Raw genomic sequence first — 20,665 nt, forward strand, 5'->3', positions numbered from 1 at the left:
TCATCACCATGACTGCCCCCACTGCCCCCAACCTCCGCAGCCGCGCCTGGTTCGACAATCCCGCCAATATCGACATGACCGCGCTGTATCTCGAGCGCTATCTCAACTTCGGGCTGAGCCTGGAGGAATTGCGCTCGGGCAAGCCGATCATCGGCATCGCGCAGACGGGCAGCGACCTCAGCCCGTGTAACCGCCACCATCTCGTGCTGGCCGAGCGGCTGCGCGAGGGCATCCGCGAGATGGGCGGCATCCCGCTCGAATTCCCGGTCCACCCGATCCAGGAAACCGGCAAGCGCCCGACCGCCGGGCTCGATCGCAACCTGGCCTATCTGGCGCTGGTCGAAGTGCTGTACGGCTATCCGCTCGACGGCGTGGTACTGACGATCGGCTGCGACAAGACCACGCCGGCCTGCCTGATGGCCGCCGCGACGGTGAACATCCCCGCCATCGCCTTGTCGGTCGGCCCGATGCTCAACGGCTGGCACAAGGGCGAGCGCACGGGATCGGGCACGATCGTGTGGAAAGCGCGCGAACTGCTCGCGACCGGCGCGATCGATGACGAGGGCTTTATCAAGCTCGTCGCCTCCTCCGCGCCCTCGACCGGCTATTGCAACACGATGGGCACGGCGACGACGATGAACTCGCTGGCCGAGGCGCTCGGCATGCAACTGCCCGGCTCGGCCGCCATTCCCGCGCCGTATCGCGATCGCCAGGAGGTCGCGTATTTCACTGGCAAGCGCATCGTCGAGATGGTCGCCGAGGATCTGAAACCCTCCGACATCATGACGCGCGAGGCATTCCTCAACGCAATCGTGGTCAATTCGGCGATCGGCGGCTCGACCAACGCGCCGATCCATCTGGCCGCCATTGCCCGCCATATCGGCGCCGATTTGGCGCTCGATGACTGGCAGACGCATGGCCACAAGGTGCCGCTGATGGTCAATCTGCAGCCCGCCGGCGAATATCTGGGGGAAGATTTCTATCATGCCGGCGGCGTGCCCGCGGTGGTCGCCGAACTGATGAAGCAGGGCCTGATCCACGAGGACGTGATCACCGCCAACGGCAAGACGATCGGCGATAACTGCCGTGATGCCACGATCGAGGATGACAAGGTCATCCGCCCGTTCGCCACGCCGCTGAAGCAGGACGCCGGGTTCATCGTGCTGCGCGGCAATCTGTTCGAATCGGCGATCATGAAAACGAGCGTGATCAGCCCCGAATTCCGCAACCGCTACCTCTCCAACCCGCAGGATCCCGAGGCGTTCGAAGGCCCCGCCGTGGTGTTCGATGGCCCGGAGGATTATCATGCGCGGATCGACGATCCCGCGCTCGGCATCACCGACAGCCACTTGCTGTTCATGCGCGGGGCCGGGCCGATCGGCTATCCGGGCGCGGCCGAAGTCGTCAACATGCGCGCGCCGGCCTATCTGATCCGCGAAGGCGTGCATGCGCTGCCGTGCATCGGCGATGGTCGCCAGTCCGGCACGTCGGGCAGCCCCTCGATTCTCAACGCCTCGCCCGAAGCGGCGGCAATGGGCGGGCTGGCGCTGATCCGCACGGGTGATCGCGTGCGCATCGATCTGAACAAGGGGTCGGCCGACGTGTTGCTCGACGATGCCGAGCTGGCCGAGCGCCGCCGCGCGCTGGTCGAAGCGGGCGGCTATGCCTATCCCGCCTCGCAGACGCCGTGGCAGGAAATCCAGCGCGCCACGGTGGGCCAGTTGCAGACCGGCGCGATCCTGGAAGGCGCGGAGAAGTATCAGCGCATCGCGCAGACCATGGGCCTGCCGCGCGATAATCACTGATCGCGGCGTAGGCGCACGCTGACCATACGACCCCGGCGGAGGCCGGGCCAGTCGGGAAACGAAAGGTGGCGGGCGGCGGCGTCGGTCACATCGACCGGCACGACTGGCCCCCGCCTTCGCCGGGCCTGGAACCGCAGTATAACCCTATGTGTCACTGCGGACTTGGTCCGGGGTCCACGGTGCCGCAGGAGCATCGGCCTGCAAGTTTGCGGCTAGGTGGACCCCGGACCAAGTCCGCGGTGACGGAATAAGTTTGCGAGGGTCGCGCGCGCGATACGCCGCCTGCAGAGTTTTGCAGCCGCCCGCCGATGATCGGCCGCCACATACAGGCTTTGCGAAACACCGCTCGCCGTGTAGCGCGCTCCGCCCATGGCTCATCCCACCTCCTTCTCGCTCGGCCTCGATTTTGGCACGACCAATTCGGTCGCTGCGGTCGCGCACGGCGCTGTCGCCGATCTCGTGCCGCTGGAGGGTCCTGCCGGGCCCGAGGCGGTGTTCCGTTCGGCATTGTGCTTCTGGGAGGATGATGCCGCGCGCGGTGGCATTGCGGCCGATGCCGGGCCCTGGGCAATCGCCGAATATCTCGATTTCCCGCAAGGGTCGCGTTTCATCCAGTCGTTCAAATCGGTCGCCGCCAGCGCCGCGTTCGAAACCGCCTCGGTGTTCGAGCGGCGCTACACGTTCGAGCAGCTGGGCGGCACGTTCCTCGACAAGATGATCGCGCGCGCCGGCGGCGCGATGCAGGGCGCCGCCACCGTGGTGGTCGGCCGACCGGTCGAATATGCCGGGCACCGCCCCAACGAGGCGCTGGCGCGCAGCCGTTACGACGCGATGTTCGCCGCGCTCGGCGCCACGGTCCATTATGTCTATGAGCCGCTCGGCGCGGCCTATAGCTATGCCGCGCGGATCACCGATCCGGCGACCATCCTGGTGGCCGATTTCGGCGGCGGCACCAGCGATTTCTCGGTCGTGAAGATCGCCGAGCCGGGCGCGGCGCGGCGCTGCGTGCCGCTGGCGCATACTGGCGTCGGCATCGCCGGGGATCGCTTCGATTATCGGCTGGTCGATCATCTCGTGCTGCCGCTGCTCGGCAAGGGTGGCTCCTATCGCTCGTTCGACAAGGTGCTGGATATTCCCGGCGGGCATTTCGCCGAATTCGCCGATTGGTCGCGGCTCGCGCTGATGCGCAATCGCCGCACGCTGGCCGAGCTGGAAAAGCTGCGCCACCATGCGCTGGATCCCGCGGCGATCGGCCGGATGATCGCGGTGATCGAGCAGGAACTGGGTTATGCGTTGTACGATGCGGTGGGCCGCGTGAAGCGCGAACTGTCATCGTCCGACACCGCGCATTTCCACTTCAGCGGCGCGGATCTAACGGTCGAGGCGGATGTGACGCGCGCCGATTTCGAACGCTGGATCGCGCCCGATATCGTGCGCATCGAGGCGGCGATCGATCGCGCGCTGGATATGGCGGGCGTTGAATCGGCGGGCATCGACCGCGTGTTCCTCACCGGCGGATCGTCGCTGATGCCGCGCATCCGCCGCATCTTCACCGATCGCTTCGGCGATACGCGGATCGCCACCGGTGGCGAGCTGACCTCGATCGCGCATGGCCTCGCGCTGATCGGGCAGCAGGACGATCTCGCCGCCTGGGCGGTCTAGCCCTGATCCGCCAGCGCGGCGACAAAGGCGCGCGCGTTGTGGCCGACCTGCTCGGCGGTCATGCCGACCTTGTACAGCGCCGATCCGAGGCCAAAGCCGGCGGCGCCCGCCGCGCTCCACGGCGTCATATTATCCGGCGCGATGCCGCCGACGGGCAGCACGCGGACCTGCTTGGGCAGCACAGCGCGCATCGCCTTCAGCACGCCCGGGCTGGCCGCCTCGGCCGGGAACAGCTTCAGCGCGGTGGCGCCCGCCTCCAGCGCGGCGAACGCTTCGCTCGGCGTGGCGATGCCGGGCATCGAGATCAGCCCGCGCGCCGCGCTGGCGGCGATGACCTGCAGATTGGCATTGGGGGAGATGATCATCGTGCCCCCCGCCGCCTCGACCGCGGCGACATCCTCGACACGCAGCACCGTGCCCGCGCCGATCACCGCGCGACCGGTAAAGCGCCGCGCCAGCCTGGCCACGCTCTCCAGCGGATCGGGCGAATTCATCGGCACTTCGATCAGCGTGAAACCGGCATCGACCAGCGCATCGCCGATCGCATCGATCTCGTACGGCGCGACGCCGCGCAGGATGGCGACGAGCGGGCATTTGGCAAAGGCGGCGTCGAACGTGTCGAGATGCGTCATGAATGATTTCCGATGGCGATGATGCCCGCCGTGAACGCGGCGTGGCTGTCGATAAGATAGGCCGTGCCACCCAGATATTCCACCGCGGCGACATACAGCCCGCCCAGCACAGGATCGGCCAGAATATAGGCGGCGTCATGCCGCGACTTCGCCAGCCGCGCCGCCGCATCGCCGCCAATCAGCAGACCGCTGGCGAAGGCGGCGGCATCGGCATCGTCGCGCTGGCCAAGCAGCTTGGCGGCGCGAATGCCGAACAGGGAGGCGGCTAGATCGCGTTTGCGGCCTTCCTCCACCCCGGCGCGGAACGCGTCACCGGGGGTGACCTCACCGCCGAGCTGCGCGGCGAGTAGCCCGTGCGTGCGCAGCAGCGCGAACAACTCGCCGGTCATCGCGGTGGTGAAGCCGGTGATGCGGCCACCGGCCAGCTCGACCCATTTGCAATGCGTGCCGGGCTGCACGACCAGCGCATCGCGCGGCACCAGCCCGGCTTCGACCGCGCCGAGCACCTGCACCTCTTCGCCGCGCATCACATCGGCGGGATGATCGACCGACACGCCCGGCACGATCGCGGTGCGCGCATCGATTCTGAGTAATCCGGCCGCGAGCTCGGCGATCCCCGCCGGCGCGGAGACATAGGGCGCGGGCCGCCAGCCGATGTTCGAGCCGACCATGCCCGCCAGCAGCATCGGCAGATCGCCATGCTCGGCGCGCAACGCCGCGACCGAGGCGGGGAAATCGTCGACCGAGGTGACGCCCTGCCCGTCGCGCGCGGTGCGCACCACCCGGCCCTGCTCGATCACGAACACGCGGCGATTGGTCGTGCCCCAATCGACCGCGAGGAAGGTGTCGCCGATGCTCACCACCACGTCGCGTACAAGGCGATGAGGATCAGCACGACGCCCAGCGCGCCGATGTTAAACGCGCCCGAGGTGCGGAAGCTGACACCTTGCATCGTCACGACATTCTTCTCGACCCGCGCCGGCCTGGCCAGCGAGACGATCACCGCCAGCGCCAGGCTGACCAGGAACACGAACAGCATGCGGTTCATGAACGGCGTCAGGTATACGTTGGCCGCTTCGGGCAACCACGGCACGGGCACGCTGATCTTGAGCAGATAGGACAGCACGACGGAGGTGACCGCAGCGACGATCGCGCCCGCTTCGGTGGCCTTTTTCCAGAACAGGCCGAGCAGGAAGATCACCGTGATGCCGGGGGTGAAGAAGCCGGAGAATTCCTGGATGAACTGGAATGCCTGATCCGACTGGCCGATCAGCGGCTTGGCGGCGAAGATGGCGATGATGATGGCCAGCGCCGCGACGCCGCGGCCGACCAATACGAGATGCTTTTCCTTCGCCTCCCCGCCGACATTGTCTTCGCCGCGCGTGGGGATGCCGCGCGCCTTGGCGTACAGATCGAGCGTGAAGATCGTCGCAATCGAATTGATCTTGGACGCGGTCGAGGCGATGATCGCGGCGATCAACGCGGCGAACACCAGCCCGAGGAGCCCTTGCGGCAGCAGCCGCATCATCGTCGGATAGGCTTCATCGGGCTTGGCCAGATCGGGCGCCAGCACCACCGCGGCGATCCCCGGCAGCACGATGATCACCGGCATCAGCAGCTTGAGATAGGCGGCGAACATCACGCCCTTCTGCGCTTCGCCCAGGTTCTTGGCGGCCAGCGCGCGCTGGATGATATATTGGTTGAAGCCCCAATAGCTGAGATTGGCGATCCACATCCCGCCGACCAGCACGCCGATGCCGGGCAGATCGTTGTAGAATTTGTTGTCGGGCGTCAGGATCATGTCGAAATGCGTCGGCACGCGCTCGACCAGGATGCGGAAGCCGGCGAAGAAGCCCTCCCCGCCGCCGATCTGCGTCAGCGTGAGATACGAGACGACCAGCCCGCCGAAGACCAGCAGCGTGACCTGCACGATGTCGGTCAGCGCGACCGCCTTCAGCCCGCCCCACAATTGATACAGCAAGGCGAACAGCCCGAGCCCGACCAATGCATAGGTCTGATCGACACCGGCGACCTTGTTGACCGCGATCGAGCCCAGCCAGATGATCGAGGTGAGATTGACGAACACGTAGAGCGCCAGCCAGAACACCGCCATCAGCACCGGCAGCAGCCGGCCGTAGCGCTGCTCCAGGAACTGCGGCATCGTATAGATCTCGTTGCGCAGGAAGATCGGCAGAAAATATTTGCCGACGATCAGCAAGGTCAGCGCCGCCATCCATTCATAGGAAGCGATCGCCAGCCCCATGGCATAGCCCGATCCCGACATGCCGACGATCTGCTCGGCCGAGATGTTGGCCGCGATCAGCGACGCGCCGATCGCCCACCAGGGGAGCGATTTTGAAGCGAGGAAATAATCCGACGTATCCTTGGCGTGCCCGGCCTTTTCGCGGCTGACCCATTGGGCGAGCCCGAAAATGCCGATCGCGTAAACGATGACGACGATCAGATCGATGGTCGAGAGACTCACGGCGTTCACTCCCCTGCCGGGCCGGCGGGGTTCCGCTTCGCCCGGTCATGCCGCAGGCGACGCCGACGGTTGGCTGGTCATTTATCTTATTTATTGACCTTGTCCAGCATCGGCAACGCGTTACACTCTGCGGGCATGACCTATCCCAATCTCGATGGCGAAGACGTCCGGCCACAACTCGGTCGCAACCTCACATACGGCATGCTGGATAGCCTCGGCCGGGCGATCGTCACCGGGCATTACGAGCACGAACCTTTCCCCACCGAGGCCGAACTGGCCAAGCAGCACGGCGTCAGCCGGTCGGTGACGCGCGAGGCAGTCAAGATGCTGACCGCCAAGGGGCTGCTCAGCGCGCGGCCGCGCCAGGGCACGGTGATCCAGCCCGCGACCTCATGGAACCTGTTCGACACCGATGTGCTGCGCTGGCTGCTCGAGCGCACCTTCTCGGTGCAATTGCTCAAGCATTTCACGCAATTGCGCGTCGCCATCGAGCCCGAGGCGGCGGCGCTGGCGGCGCGCTTTGGCGATGCCGGGGATCTCGCCAGCATCGCCGCCGGCCTGGCGCGCATGGCCGCGGCGGAGGCGGATAATGACGACACGTTGGATGCCGATATCGCGTTTCACGTCGCCATCCTGCGCGCCTCGAAAAACCCGTTTTACGTGCAATTCCGGGAGGTTGTCAGCACGGCGCTACGTACGTCCATCCGCTTCACCAACCGTATCAAAGGCCGCAGCGCCAGCCTCGCCGATCATCAAGCAGTGTGCGACGCGATTATCGCGCGCGATCCCGATACGGCGCGCAGCGCGATGCGCAAGCTGATCACCGACGTGCTGGAGCTGATCGCCCAGGCCGAGGCAAATGCCGCACCGCACAGTGCCAATAACGGCGCGGCGACACCGAACAGCTGACCCGCGTCGGCCAGGGAGGCGTGGGCCGTCTTTTCGAGAGCGCCCGATCGCCCCCGATCAAGCCTTGCGCCGGCCACGCCCAGATGCTGATAGCGCGCGATGACCGCCAGCGACCTCCAAGATCTGCTCATCGCGCGCCTCGTTCGCAGCTCGGGCGGCACGGCGCGGCGCTGGCGCATGGCGATCGGCCCCGTCCGCGTGCGCAGCGCAGACAGCTACACGCACTGTAACTGGGAAGTGGATCCCTCCGGCACGCCGCCCGAAGTCGCCGCGATCGAACGGCTGCTTGATACCGTCCGGCTCGAGCGCCCGTTCGTCACCACGTAACCGCCGCTGCGATGACCAGTCGGCTGGCGCTGCCAAGTCGCTTCGGATATGGCCCGGGCGTCTGCCACCGCTGAGACCTGTTGAATATGGCGCTTGTCAAAAAATCGAGCATCGGCGTGCGACCAGCGGACCGCGCGGCGGCCAAGGCGGCCGCGCTGTACACGGAAGACATCGCTACCAGGCGTCCTATTACAGCCTCCCGCGTCCAGGCGCGCGGCATGAAGGCCGCCGACCGGATCGAGACCGCGACCGAAGAACTGGCCAGCGGGCTCGCCGAATCCGCCGCCGCCGCTGCCGAGCTTCGGCGCGCGATGGACCAGATTTCCAGCGGCGCCGAGGAAGCGGCGGGCGCAGCGCAGGAGTCGCTCGGGCTGATCGGGGCGCTGGCGGCAGGGTTTGGCGACGCGCGCGACCGCGCCGACGCATCGCGCCGGCAGGCCGAACTGGTGCAGAGCGGCTTTCTGGAGACAAGCGCGCAGATCGACGGATCGCTGGCAGCGATCGAACTCGGTGCGCAGCGCCAGATCGAGTCGGTCGCAACCATCTCCGCGCTCGAAAGCTCGGCGGATGCCATCGGCGCGATTGGCCACAGCGTCGCCGACATTGCCGATCAGACCAGCCTGCTCGCGCTCAACGCGACGATCGAGGCGGCGCGCGCCGGCGAGGAGGGGCGCGGCTTCGCCGTGGTGGCGGACGAAGTACGCGCGCTTGCCGAAACATCCGAAACCAGCGCGGGCGAGATCCAGACGCTGGCCGGCGCGATCGCCGCCGAGGTGCGCACGATCGTCGTGCGCATTCGCGCGGCGGCGGATCGCGCGGTCGCCGAGGCGCAAGCGGGGCGCACGGTGGTCGATCTGCTCGATGCCTCGCGCGGCGATCTGGCCGACGTCGTGGTCGGCACGGAGGCGATCCTGCTCGCCTCGGTCGAGGCCGATCTGGCGGCGCGCGAGGCGCAGCGCGGCGCCGAGCAGGTGGCCAGCGCCGCCGAAGAACAATCCGCCGCCGCGGCTGAAGCGCAACAAGCAGTGCAGCAGCAGACCATCTCGCTCGACCAGAGCCAGCAGGCGGCCGAGGGCCTGTCGGCGCAGACCGAGCAACTCAAGCAGGATGGCGATGGCGCCGCTGCGGCGGAGGAACTCGCCGCTGCCGCCGAGGAACTGTCCGCCACAGTGCAGGAATTGTCGGGCGCGGCGAGCCAGATCCTCATCGCGGTCGAGCAGATCGGGCGTGGCGCGGCGATCCAGGCCGCGGCGACGCAGCAGGCGAGCGGCGCGATGGCCCAGATCGAGCGCGCGGCCGAGGCGGCGCAACGCGCATCTAACGCCGCGCTCGAGCGCATTGCGGCGATCACCGCAGCGCTGCGCACGGGTCGTGCGACGATCGAAGCGCTGGCCGGCGGGGTCGAGCAATCGCTCGACGAGACGCGCGCGATCCTTGCGTTGCTGAGCGGGCTCGGCACGACCGCGCGCGAGATCGAGAAGATCACCGATTCGCTGGCGCTGGTCTCGGTACAGACCAACATGCTGGCGGTTAGCGGCTCGGTCGAAGCGACGCGCGCGGGCGATGCCGGGCGCGGCTTCGCCACCGTCGCGGGAGATATTCGCAACCTTTCGCGCGATTCGGCCGCCAGCGCGGGGCGCGCAAACGATGTCGTGCGGACGATCCAGGATGGCATCCTGCTGGTACGGCGCGATCTCGATCGGCATCTCGGCGCGGCCGAAATCGAGGTGGCGCGCAACCGCGCGGTGGTCGAGCGGTTCGGCCAGATCGTCGACGATCTTGATGGCGCACGTGCCGCCAGCGAGGCGATCTCGCATGGCGCCGAAGCGATCTTCCGCTCGGTACGCGAGATTCAGAACGGCACGCTGCAGATCGCCGCCGCCGCCGAACAGGCATCCGCCTCGGCCGGCGAAGCGGGCAGCGCGGCACGGCAGCAATCGCAGGCCGCCGAAGCGCTGGCCGCAGCGATCGAGGATATTGCGGCGCTGGCCACCGCGCTTGTCGACCCCACGGCCTGATCGCGTGCCGGCCGCGCACGCCGAACAGGTGCTGACGTTCCGGGTCGCCGACGCGCTGTATGCGATTCCCGCGAGCACCGTGCGCGAAGTGCTGCGCCGGCCGAGCGCGACACCGGTGCCACACGCACCGGCGAGCCTGATCGGGCTGGGCAATGTGCGCGGCACCGCGCTGCCGCTAATCTCGCTTGCCGTGTTGCTCGGCCAGCCAGCGCGCGACGGCGGGCGGGTCATCGTGCTCGAACAGGCAGAGCTTGTCGGGATGCTGGTCGACGAGGTTTCGGCGGTCGTCGCGGCAGGCGCCGTACCGGCGCAGGTGCTCGACCTGCCCGCGCTGCTGGACAAGGCCTTTGGCGCTGCGCGGTCGGCGACACGCGATGCGCGCGTGGCGCCGATTGCCGCGCCGCCAGCGGCAGACGCAATCGCGCAGATCGCGTTGCTCAGCGTGCTGGTGGGCGGGCAGGAATTCGCGCTGCCGCTGCATGAGATCGACGCGGTCACGCGGCTGCCTGCTGATATCGCGCTGTCATCGTCCGCTGAAACCGCAATTGTCGACAGCGACCATACACTCCCGCTGCTGTCGCTGCGCCTTCTACTGGGGCTGCAGCACGCGCCGCAGGCCGCGCGGCCACAAGTGGTCAGCGTGCAGATCGGCGGACGGTCGATCGGGCTTATCGTCGATGCCGTCGGGGCAGTGTTGCGGGTCGCCGAGAGCATCATCGATCCGCTGCCGACGGTCCTGTCGCGCGGACCCGGCGACGCGCAAATCCAGGCGGTGTGCCGGCTCGATCAGGGACGGCGGCTCGTCTCGATCCTGGCTGTGGACCATCTGCTGCAGGAAGGCCTCGCCCAGCAAATCGCCGCGCAGCAGCGGGCGGAAACAACCACCGCCGCTGTAGCACCGATCGACAGCGACGCTTTCCTGACATTCCAGCTGGGGCACGACGACGTGGCGTTGCCGATCGCTGCGGTGGCCGAAGTGAGGATGCTCCCGGCCCGCCTCACCCGATTGCCGCGCACGCCCGATTGCGTGGCAGGTGCACTCAATCTGCGCGGGCAGGTGATCCCGATCATCGATCAGCACCGCCGTCTTCTCGGCGGCGCGGGGACCGGCAAGCGGCGCCGCGTGGTCGTCGTGGCGCTAGGGGAGCGCAAGGCAGGCTTCATCGTCGATCGCGTCGCCGGCATCTGTCACGTGCCGCGCGACGCCGTGCGCCCCGCCCCCGAACTGGGCGAAGGAACGCGCGCATTCGGCCGCGCCGGCGCGGGCCTGACCCAGATCCTCGATCCCAAGGTACTGCTGCGCGGCGCCGAGCACGATCTGGGTGGGGCGAGCGGCGCAGGTGTGCCCGTTTCGTGATCAAGCTGCTCATTGTCGACGATTCGCCGCTGATGCGGCGGCTGCTCACCGATCTGTTTGCCGCTTCGGGCGAGTTCCAAGTGGAGCTCGCGCGCGATGGCGCGGAGGCCATGGCCAAGCTGCACGCCTTTACGCCGCAGGTGATCACGCTCGACATCAACATGCCCGGCATGGACGGGCTGGCCTGCCTCGACCGGATCATGCTCGAACGCCCGACCCCGGTGGTGATGGTGTCGGCGCTGACCGCGCAGGGGGCGGACGCCACGCTCGAGGCAATGGCGCTCGGCGCGGTCGATTTCGTGGCCAAGCCGAGCGGCGCGATCTCATTGGCGATCGACGATCTCGCGCCTGCGCTGATCGAGAAAGTCCGCGCCGCCGCGAGCGCGCGGATCCCGCGCACGTTGCGGCTGGCCGAGCGCATCCGCTTGCGCAGCGCCCCCCGCCCCGCCCCCGTCCGGCGCATCGCGCCGCCGTTGCCGCCGCGCGGCACCGCGCTTCCGGGCGAGGGCCTGGTGCTGGTCGGTTGCTCGACCGGCGGCCCGCCCGCATTGGAAGCGTTGCTCACCGCCCTGCCCGGCGATTTCCCCTGGCCGATCGTGATTGCGCAACACATGCCCGCCAGCTTCACCGGCGCGCTGGCGCAGCGGCTCGACCGGATCTGCGCGCTGACGATCAGCGAAGTCAGCCGCGCAGTACCGCTCGAACCGGGCCACGCCTATATCGGGCGCGGCGACGCCGATCTGGTGATCGCCAGGCGCGCCGCCGGGCTGGTCGCGATGGCCGCACCGAGCAGCGCCGATTATCACTGGCATCCCAGCGTCGATCGGCTCGTCGCGTCTGCGATGCTGCATGTCGGACCCGAACGGCTGATCGGCGTGTTGATGACCGGAATGGGTGCAGACGGGGCTGAGACGATGCGGCAATTGCAGACTGCGGGCGGCCGCACCATCGCCGAGGCGGAGGAGAGCGCGATTGTCTGGGGCATGCCCGGCGCGCTGGTGAAACTCGGGGGGGCCACCCTGATCACCCCGCTCGACCGCATCGCCGCCGATCTGCTCGCGCTGATGGGCAAGTGGTGACCACGCTGGCGGCGTCCCCGCCTGCACCGCTCCATCTGTCCGACGAGGAAATGGCGCGCGTGTCACAGCTGCTTTACCGACTGACGGGCATGACCTTCGGCGCCAACAAGCGCTATTATATTGAACGGCGCATCGCTGCCAGGATGGCCAAGACCGCCATGAGCGATGTCCGGGCGTATCTGGCGCGGGCGGCGGGGGGCGCAGAGGCCGAGGCGCTGATCAACGCCTTCACCGTCAACGAGACCTATTTCTACCGCGAGGAGCATCAACTCGCCGCGCTGTCGAACACGATCCTGCCCGAAATCATCCGCGGCAAGCGGCCGGGCGATCTGATCCGTTTGTGGTCGATGCCCTGCTCGACCGGCGAGGAACCCTATTCCATCGCGATCTGGCTGCTCGAAAACTGGCCGCTGGTGGATGCCTATAATATCGAGATCGTCGGATCGGACATAGACACCGCAGCAATCGCCGCTGCCACGGCAGGGCTGTTCAATGGACGCTCGCTCGCGAAATTGCCGCCCGAGGTACTGGCCGCCTATTTCGAGCCCGAGCAGCGCCACCGCCGCAAGATCATCGACGATCTGCGCGAATCGGTGCGCTTTACCGCGACCAATCTGGTCGATCCGGCGAGCGTCGCCGCCCAAGGCAAGTTCGATGTGATCCTGTGCCGTAATCTGCTGATCTATTTCGACGATGCCTCGCGCGCCGCCGCCGCCGCCAACATGCATGCGGCGCTCAATCCGGGCGGCTTCCTGTGCCTGGGCCATAGTGAATCGATGGCGCGGATCAGCGATCGCTTCACGCTGGCTCGCCTTGATGACGCAATCGTCTATCGTAAAGCGTGATGGACGAACTGCTTGCCCAATTTCTGATCGAAGCGCGCGAGCTGATCGCACAGGCCGGCGACGATCTCATCGCGCTGAGCCGTGACGCAGGCGACCGCGCGCACATCGACGGCGCGTTCCGCGCGATCCACACGCTCAAGGGATCGGTGGCGATCTTCGATATGGCACCAGCCGGGCGCGCGCTGCATGCCGCGGAGGATGTGCTGGAGCGCGCGCGCGCCGGCACGCATGCGTTGAGCGCCGCCGATCTCGATGCGCTGGTCGCGGTGGTCGATCAGACCGATCGCTGGATCGATGCGATGGAGCGCGATGGCACGCTGGGCGCAACGGCAGATGCCGATGCCGAGACGCTGCTGGTCCAGCTGAATCAAAAGGCCCGCGCCTCGTCCGGCGTCTTGGCAGCGCCGACGCCGGAAGACGCGCCCGCTTGGCGCGATGCGCTGCTCGATCGCCACGCGGCCATAGTCGGTGCAGCGGCGGGCGCGGTGGTCGCGTTCCGCTATGCGCCCGACAGTGAGTGTTTCTTCCGCGGCGATGATCCGCTCGCCCTGGTCGCGGCCATTCCCGAGCTCGTGGCCTTGGACATCCTGCCCCACGCGCCATGGCCCGCGCTCGATCGGCTCGACCCGTTCCACTGCGCCGTTTCGATCGAGGGCATCAGCGCCGCGCCGATCGCCAATGTCCGCGCAGCATTGCGCTTCGTTGCCGATCAGGTCGCTTTTGCGATCGTGCCGCGCACCGACGATAATGAACAAGCCAGCCCGATCGCCGCCATCACCTCGCTGCGCGTCGACGTCGCGCGGATCGATGCGCTCGCCGATGGTGTCGGCGAGCTGATCGTCGCCAACACCGCGCTGTCGCATATCGCCGCGCAGGCCGACCGCGTCAATCCGCAGCTGGCGGCGCAAATCCGCCATGCGCATGCCGCGCTCGACCGCGCGGTCGGCGGGATGCGGGATGCGGTGACTGCCGTGCGGATGGTGTCGCTGCGACCGAGCTTGCGCCGGCTGCCGCGCATGGTCCGTGAAATCGCCGATGCGCTGGGCAAGCCGATCGATTTCGACATTCGCGGTGAAGGCACCGAGGTCGACAAGGGCATCGCCGACGCGGTGTTCGAACCCTTGCTCCATCTGGTCCGCAATGCGCTGGATCACGGCATCGAGTCTGGCGACGGCCGCCGCGCCGCGGGCAAGCCCGATCGCGGATCGCTCCAGCTTATCGTGCGCCGCGACGGTGACCAGGTGCTGATCGCGCTCAAGGATGACGGCGCCGGGATCGATCCGGCGCGCATCCGTCATGTTGCCGTCAGCCGCGGGCTGCTCGATCGCGCTGCCGCCGACGCGCTCGACGATGCGCAGGCATTGCGGCTGATCTTCGCGCCCGGTTTCTCGACGGCGGCGGCGGTCAGCGCGGTCTCCGGCCGCGGCGTCGGCATGGACGCGGTCCAGACAGTGATCAATCGGCTCGGCGGTCGGGTGGAGATTGCCAGCGTGCTGGGTCAGGGTAGCGAGATCCGCCTGCGGCTGCCGCTCAACGCCATCGTGACCAGCCTGCTGATCGTCGAGGCGGCGGGGCAACAATATGGCGTACCGCTGGATCGTATCGTCGAAACGACCAGCGTGGCGCGCGATCGCATCATGCCCGTCGGCGCCGGGCAGGCGTGCAGCTGGCGCGATCGCACCTTGCCGGTCCTTGATCTCGCCATGCTGCTGGGCGGCGAACGCAGCGCGCGCGCCGTGCCCAAAATGCTGGTTACCGAAGCCGCGACCGAGCCGGTGGGGCTCATCGTCGACAGCTTCGGCCAGCGCATCGATGCACTGGTGCGCCCGCGCGCGGGGCTGATGGCGGCGCTGCCGGGGATCGCGGGCACGACGCTGCTCGCCGATGGCGGCGTGCTGCTGGTGCTCGATCTCGCGGAGCTGATCGCATGAGCGTATCTTATCACGATGGCGCCGTTCATCTGATCGGCGACTGCCTGGTGGAAGATGCCGAGACGCTGCTGGCGCTGCTGCAACAGCATGATGCAGTGCTGATCGACATCGGTGCCTGTACCCGCCTGCATCTGGCAGTGCTGCAGGCGCTGCTCGCTGCGGGTGGCCCGATCCGCGGGGAGCCCGCTTCCGCCTTTATAAAGAAGTGGCTTTTACCGCAGCTCGCTGGCGCGACCGCATGAAAGCAACGCTAACGATCGCCCATCGCTTCCTCTATGCAGACCAGCAATCCACCGACGTGAGTCGAGTGGCGCGACCGGAGTAGTTCATGGCAGTTACCGTATTGATTGTTGACGATAGCAAACTGGCTCGCATCGTGGCGGGCAAAGCGCTGGCCGAATTGCAGCCCGAATGGGAGCGCGTCGAGGCCAGCAGCGCCGCGCAGGCGCACGAAATTCTCGGCACCCGCTCGGTCGACGTCGCATTGCTCGATTTCAACATGAGCGAAAAGGACGGGTTGGAACTGGCCGGCGAATTGCGCACGTTGCATCCCGACCTGCCGATCGCGATCATCACTGCCAACATTCAGGACGAAGTGATTGCCCGCGCCCGCGACGTCGGCGCCGCGTTCGTGCCCAAACCGGTCACGGCGGAAGGCCTGCAAGGCTTTGTGTCCGGTGCTGCGCTGCGATTGCGGTCGAAAAAGTGAGCAGCGACGCGATCACGCTGAGCGAGCTGGAAACGGACGCGCTGACCGAGATCGTCAACATCGGCGTCAGCCGTGCCGCGTCCAATCTGCGCAAGATGGTCGGCGATCAAGTGCTGCTGTCGGTGCCCTCGATCGAAGTCGTCAGCCAGCGCCGCGCCGCGCGGCTGATCGGCGAGCGCGAGATCAACCAACTCGTCGCCGTCAGCCAAGATTTTACCGGGGTCTTTTCCGGCCGCGCGCTGCTGATCTTCCCCGAGGAAAACAGTTTGGAGCTGGTGCGTGCCGTTACCGGTGACGAGCTCGACCCGCAGGAAGTGCTCGATATCGAGCATGAGGCGCTGGCCGAGACCGGCAATGTCATTCTCAACAGCTGCCTCGCGACGATGGCCAACATGCTCCAGCGCTCGCTGACCATGACGATCCCCGAAGTATTGCGCGGTGACGGTCCGGCGCTGTTCCAGCCTGTGGATCACGAGACCGCCGATGGCCTCGTGCTGTTTCTCTATATCGACTTCGCGGTGCGCTCGCGCGACATCCGCGGATATATCGCGATGCTGATGGATCTGCCTTCACTTCAGGCGCTCAAGCAACTGCTCGGCGAGTTTATCGAGCGGATCGTCGGGAACGATGGCTGAGCGGGAAGACGATCTGACCGGTGCGCGGCTGAGCGCCGTGCTCGCGGCGGCGGGCGCGAGCGGCACGTGGAACTGGGATATTCCCCGGGACCGGCTCCATTTCGATGGCCGCTTCGCCGAGCTTTACGGGCTCGATCCCGCCAGCGGCAGCATCGGCGTGCCCCCCGCCACGTTCTTCTCGGCGATCCACCCCGATGATCGCGCGCGGATGAAGATCGCCGTCGCCGGCATCCTCGGCGGTGCGGAACTGTTCTCTAAGGAATTTCGCGTGCGCCGGCCCGACGGATCGGTGCTGTGGATGCATGGCCGCGGCCAGGGCCATGTCGACGAGGACGATCGCCCGGTGCGGTTCACCGGGCTGCTGGTCGATGTCACCGAACGCAAGCGTACCGAAGAACGCTTGCGGATCGCGCAGAGCGCGGGCGGCGTGGGCACGTTCGAATATGTCGATGGCTTTGCCACCGTTACCGTCTCGACCGAATTCTGCCGGCTGCTTGGGCTGCATCCGGCGCGTGTACTGCCGCTGCGCACGATCAACGGCGTCGCCTGCCCCGGCGAGGCGCAGATCATCCCCGAGGTCGAACAGGCCGGCGAGCATCTGAATGGCACGTTCCGCATCCTGCGCAATGACGATGGCGCACAACGCTGGATCGCGCGCCGCGGCGAGATCGTGCGGGACAGCGAAACGAGCGGCTATCGCTTCATCGGCGTGATCTATGACGTGACCGCCGCCAAAGAATCCGAGGCGCGGCTGCGCGAGCTCAACGAAACGCTCGAAACGCGCGTGCAGGAAGAAATTGCCGAACGGCAATTGGCCGAGGATTCGCTGCGCCAGGCGCAGAAGATGGAGGCGGTCGGCCACCTGACCGGCGGGATCGCGCACGATTTCAACAATCTGCTCACGATCATCATCGGCAATATCGATACGGTCACGCGCCGGCTGGATCCAAGCGGCGATCCGCGGGCCAAACGCGCGCTGGACAATGCGTTGCGCGGCGCCGAGCGCGCGGCAGCGCTTACGCAGCGGTTGCTGGCCTTTTCGCGCCGCCAGCCGCTCGATCCCAAACAGATCGATGTCGGCCGATTGCTGGTCGGCATGTCCGATCTGCTGACCCGCTCGATCACCGAAAACATCACCGTGCGGATGGACTCGGCACCCGATCTCTGGCGCGTCGAGGTCGATCCACACCAGCTCGAAAACGCCATCCTCAATCTTGCCGTCAACGCCCGCGACGCCATGGCGCACGGCGGCGCGCTGACTATCGAGGCGCATAACGTCCACATCGATGCGCGCGGCGCCGCCCCCGCTTATGCCGCGCCGGGCGACTATGTGTGCATCACTGTCGCCGATACCGGCTGCGGCATGACCGCGGAAACGATCAGCAAGGTGTTCGATCCGTTCTTCACCACCAAGGAAGTCGGCAAGGGCACCGGTCTTGGCCTGTCGATGGTCTATGGCTTTATCAAGCAATCGGGCGGTTACATCGATCTCCAGTCTGCAGTGGGGGTGGGCACCACGGTCAGCCTGTATCTTCCGCAGGTGGAGCAGGATGACGCCGAGCCCGTGGCAGCGCAGCCGGCACAGGTCGAACATCGCAGCCGCGGCGAAACCATCCTGGTGGTCGAGGATGACGACGACGTCCGCGCCTACACGGTCGAGATTCTGCGCGAGTTGGGGTACGGCGTTCTGGAAGCCCCCGATGGCCCCACCGCGCTGGCATTGATCGAGCGCGCCGCGCAGCCGATCCACCTGCTGCTGACCGATGTGGTCATGCCCGTAATGTCCGGCAACGAACTCGCCGATCGCGCGCTGGCGGTGCAGCCGACGCTCAAGATCTTGTTCACCTCGGGCTATACGCGCGATGCGATCATGCGCGACGGGCGATTGGAGGCGGGCCTTGATCTGCTCTCCAAACCCTTCACCTACGCCTCGCTCGCCGCCAAGGTCAGGGATGTGCTCGACCGCGCGTAACCCAACCGCGACGCGCGCCCAAAAACGGATCGCGGCGGCGCGCGAGCACGGCGCGGTCATCACCGAGCGAAACTGGCACCGGGACTAAACCCCACGCCGGCGCTTGCGACAAGCGCTCCGATGCCGTTAGTGATACCGCTAACGATAAGGAGATGGATGATGCGGTGGTGGACCACGGCGTTGATCGGTTTTGCGTTGCTGACCGGTGGCGCACAGGCGCGCGACGCCGATGCGGCGGGAAAACGCGGCTGGATCGCCAGCTGGGGATCGGCGCAGATGATCGCCGAGGGCGACAACGCGCTGCCCGCTGACCGCGCGGGCAACATCACGCTGCGCCAGATCGTCCGGCTATCCGCTGGCGGTGATCGCATTCGCCTGCGCCTGTCCAACGCCTTTGGCACGCGCCCGCTGGCCATCGGCGCCGCGCATGTCGCCTACGCGCCTACCGTCGGCTCGCCGCAGATCCGGGGCGGCGTCCGGCTGACCTTTGCCGGGCAACCGACCGCTGTCATTCCCGCCGGCGCGGAAATCTATGCCGATGCCGCCGCCCTGCCGGTCACACCAGGCGCCGATCTGGCAATCAGCCTGTATCTGCCGGAACCGGCCACGCCGCAGACCGGGCATCCCGGCGCGCGCGGCACGGGGTTTGCGCTCGCCGGCAACCATGTCGGCGATGCCACGCTGGCCGGCGCCGCGCCGATCACGCGCTGGTACGCGATCGCCGATGTCGAGGTCAGCGGACCCGCGACTCGCGGCACGATCGTGGCGATCGGCGATTCGATCACCGATGGTTATGGCGTCGCGCCCAACAGCAATACGCGCTGGACCGACATCTTCGCCGCTCGGCTGCGGGGCAGCCCCGCGACACGCGGCATCGGCCTGATCAATGCCGGGATCGGCGGAAACCGTGTGCTGCTCGACGGGCTCGGCCCCAATCTGCTCGCGCGGTTCGATCGTGATGTAATCGCGCGCAGCGGCGTGCGCTGGGCGATCGTGCTGGAGGGCATCAACGATATCGGCGTGCTGACGCGCGAAGCGCCCGCCACGCCAGCACAGCACGCCGCGCTCGTCGCCGAGGTCACCGCCGGCTTCACGCAACTCGTGGCGCGCGCGCATGCGCACGGCATCAAGGTGATCGGCGGCACGATCATGCCGTTCGGGGGCAACGACTATTATCATCCCGCCGCCGCCTCGGAAGCCGACCGCCAGGCGATCAACGCCTTTATCCGCAATTCCGGCACGTTCGACGCGGTGATCGACTTCGACCGCGTGATGCGCGACCCCGCCCATCCCGAGCGGCTCGCCCCGGCGCTCGATTCGGGCGATCATCTGCACCCCTCGGCGGCAGGTTACCGCGTGATGGCCGAGGCCGTGCCGCTAAGCCTGTTCGACACCGCCGCGATCGTCACCAAGCCAGCGCTGGGCGACGCCGCGCGTGCGGATGTCGGTTCCGCGCGCGATGACTGCCCGGCCATCGCGCTGACCTTTGACGACATTCCGGCGCACGGCCCGCTTGCCCCCGGCGAGACGCGCCGTGACGTGATCGGCAAGATCACCGCAGCGCTCGCGAAGGCCAAGGCCCCCGCCTTCGGCTTTCTCAATGCCGGCTTCGGGCTGGATGATCCGGCCGACGCGGCGCAGGCCATCGCCGCCTGGCGCGCCGCCGGCCTGCCGCTTGGCAATCACACATTTTCGCACGGCAATTTGGATCAGGTCGGTGCGGCCGCCTTTGCCGCGGACGTGGCGCGCAACGAGGCGCCGCTCGCCGCGGCCGCCAAGGGCAGCGACTGGCACTGGTTCCGCTATCCCTTTCTGTCCGAAGGCAGCACGCCGGCGGTGCGCGATGCCGCGCGTGCCGATCTCAAAGCACGCGGCTATCGCGCCGCGGCGGTAACGATGAGCTTCGGCGACTATGCCTGGAACCCGCCTTATGCCGCCTGCGCCGCCAAGCGCGACATGGCCGGGATCGCCAGGCTCGAGACGAGTTTCCTCGCCGATGCACGCGCCGACGCGCTCGCCGCGCGCGCACGCGCCAAGGCGCAACTGGGGCGTGACGTGCCCTATGTGCTGCTGATGCATGTCGGGTCGTTCGACGCGCATATGCTGCCACGCTTGCTCACGCTGTATAGCGCGCTGGGTTTCCGCTTCACCACGCTCGCGGAGGCCGAGGCCGATCCCTATTATGCGGCAGCGGTGGATCTGGCGCTGCCGGGGCCGACGCCGTCGCTGAGCGGGCCGCCGGGCGGCGCGACACTGGCCGGGCCGCCGGCCGGGCTTTGTAGCTGAATGCTGCCCTTCC

General features: G+C 67.4%; 17 protein-coding genes. 14 read left to right on the forward strand and 3 right to left on the reverse strand.

What is annotated here, in order from left to right:
- Positions 1 to 8: 8 nt before the first annotated feature.
- The gene (locus ABC969_RS12510; protein WP_380808146.1) at positions 9 to 1,805 is read left to right on the forward strand and encodes an IlvD/Edd family dehydratase; all 1,797 of its coding nucleotides are present in this window, start codon (positions 9 to 11) and stop codon (positions 1,803 to 1,805) included.
- A gap of 369 nt (positions 1,806 to 2,174) precedes the next feature.
- Positions 2,175 to 3,467, forward strand: a complete 1,293-nt coding sequence (locus tag ABC969_RS12515; RefSeq protein ID WP_345865348.1) for an Hsp70 family protein — start codon at positions 2,175 to 2,177, stop codon at positions 3,465 to 3,467.
- Here ABC969_RS12515 and ABC969_RS12520 read toward each other — a convergent pair.
- Genes ABC969_RS12520 through ABC969_RS12530 form a run of 3 tightly spaced genes read right to left on the reverse strand, consistent with a single transcriptional unit; the run spans position 3,464 to position 6,584 of the window.
- Entirely contained in the window at positions 3,464 to 4,099 is a 636-nt protein-coding gene (locus ABC969_RS12520) for a 2-dehydro-3-deoxy-6-phosphogalactonate aldolase (protein ID WP_345865349.1), read from the reverse strand. The two genes, ABC969_RS12515 and ABC969_RS12520, sit on opposite strands and share 4 nt — an antisense overlap.
- A complete protein-coding gene (locus ABC969_RS12525; protein ID WP_380808149.1) occupies positions 4,096 to 4,962 on the reverse strand; it encodes a 2-dehydro-3-deoxygalactonokinase in 867 nt (288 codons plus the stop codon). Before ABC969_RS12525 ends, ABC969_RS12520 begins: the two co-directional genes overlap by 4 nt.
- Positions 4,956 to 6,584 (reverse strand): sodium:solute symporter family transporter, encoded by a 1,629-nt coding sequence (locus ABC969_RS12530; RefSeq protein ID WP_345865351.1) that lies wholly within the window; start codon positions 6,582 to 6,584, stop codon positions 4,956 to 4,958. Before ABC969_RS12530 ends, ABC969_RS12525 begins: the two co-directional genes overlap by 7 nt.
- A gap of 135 nt (positions 6,585 to 6,719) precedes the next feature.
- Between ABC969_RS12530 and ABC969_RS12535 the strand changes: the two genes are divergently transcribed.
- The 12 genes from ABC969_RS12535 (at position 6,720) to ABC969_RS12590 (ending at position 20,652) form a co-directional block, all read left to right on the forward strand.
- A complete protein-coding gene (locus ABC969_RS12535) occupies positions 6,720 to 7,493 on the forward strand; it encodes a FadR/GntR family transcriptional regulator (RefSeq protein WP_345865352.1) in 774 nt (257 codons plus the stop codon).
- Positions 7,494 to 7,592: 99 nt separating this feature from the next.
- A complete protein-coding gene (locus ABC969_RS12540; RefSeq protein ID WP_345865353.1) occupies positions 7,593 to 7,820 on the forward strand; it encodes a hypothetical protein in 228 nt (75 codons plus the stop codon).
- An 86-nt stretch (positions 7,821 to 7,906) separates the two neighbouring features.
- Positions 7,907 to 9,838 carry a methyl-accepting chemotaxis protein gene (locus ABC969_RS12545; protein ID WP_345865354.1) on the forward strand — a complete coding sequence of 644 codons (1,932 nt, stop codon included), beginning with the start codon at positions 7,907 to 7,909 and terminating at the stop codon, positions 9,836 to 9,838.
- Complete coding sequence (locus tag ABC969_RS12550; protein WP_345865355.1) at positions 9,819 to 11,195, forward strand: chemotaxis protein CheW; 1,377 nt, start codon at positions 9,819 to 9,821, stop codon at positions 11,193 to 11,195. The genes ABC969_RS12545 and ABC969_RS12550 overlap by 20 nt, the downstream gene beginning before the upstream one ends.
- Positions 11,192 to 12,274 carry a chemotaxis-specific protein-glutamate methyltransferase CheB gene (gene cheB / locus ABC969_RS12555; protein WP_345865356.1) on the forward strand — a complete coding sequence of 361 codons (1,083 nt, stop codon included), beginning with the start codon at positions 11,192 to 11,194 and terminating at the stop codon, positions 12,272 to 12,274. The genes ABC969_RS12550 and cheB overlap by 4 nt, the downstream gene beginning before the upstream one ends.
- The gene (locus tag ABC969_RS12560; protein WP_345865357.1) at positions 12,271 to 13,119 is read left to right on the forward strand and encodes a CheR family methyltransferase; all 849 of its coding nucleotides are present in this window, start codon (positions 12,271 to 12,273) and stop codon (positions 13,117 to 13,119) included. Before cheB ends, ABC969_RS12560 begins: the two co-directional genes overlap by 4 nt.
- Entirely contained in the window at positions 13,119 to 15,050 is a 1,932-nt protein-coding gene (locus ABC969_RS12565; RefSeq protein ID WP_345865358.1) for a chemotaxis protein CheA, read from the forward strand. Before ABC969_RS12560 ends, ABC969_RS12565 begins: the two co-directional genes overlap by 1 nt.
- Positions 15,047 to 15,292, forward strand: coding sequence for a hypothetical protein (locus ABC969_RS12570; protein ID WP_345865359.1), 246 nt, complete (start codon positions 15,047 to 15,049; stop codon positions 15,290 to 15,292). Before ABC969_RS12565 ends, ABC969_RS12570 begins: the two co-directional genes overlap by 4 nt.
- 86 nt (positions 15,293 to 15,378) lie before the next feature.
- Entirely contained in the window at positions 15,379 to 15,759 is a 381-nt protein-coding gene (locus ABC969_RS12575; RefSeq protein WP_345865360.1) for a response regulator, read from the forward strand.
- Positions 15,756 to 16,394, forward strand: a complete 639-nt coding sequence (locus ABC969_RS12580) for a chemotaxis protein CheX (RefSeq protein ID WP_345865361.1) — start codon at positions 15,756 to 15,758, stop codon at positions 16,392 to 16,394. Before ABC969_RS12575 ends, ABC969_RS12580 begins: the two co-directional genes overlap by 4 nt.
- Positions 16,387 to 18,366 carry a hybrid sensor histidine kinase/response regulator gene (locus ABC969_RS12585; RefSeq protein ID WP_345865362.1) on the forward strand — a complete coding sequence of 660 codons (1,980 nt, stop codon included), beginning with the start codon at positions 16,387 to 16,389 and terminating at the stop codon, positions 18,364 to 18,366. Before ABC969_RS12580 ends, ABC969_RS12585 begins: the two co-directional genes overlap by 8 nt.
- Before the next feature lie 159 nt (positions 18,367 to 18,525).
- Entirely contained in the window at positions 18,526 to 20,652 is a 2,127-nt protein-coding gene (locus ABC969_RS12590; protein WP_345865363.1) for a GDSL-type esterase/lipase family protein, read from the forward strand.
- Positions 20,653 to 20,665 lie beyond the last annotated feature (13 nt).

This window comes from Sphingomonas qilianensis (assembly GCF_039614825.1).
Lineage (GTDB): Bacteria > Pseudomonadota > Alphaproteobacteria > Sphingomonadales > Sphingomonadaceae > Sphingomonas > Sphingomonas qilianensis.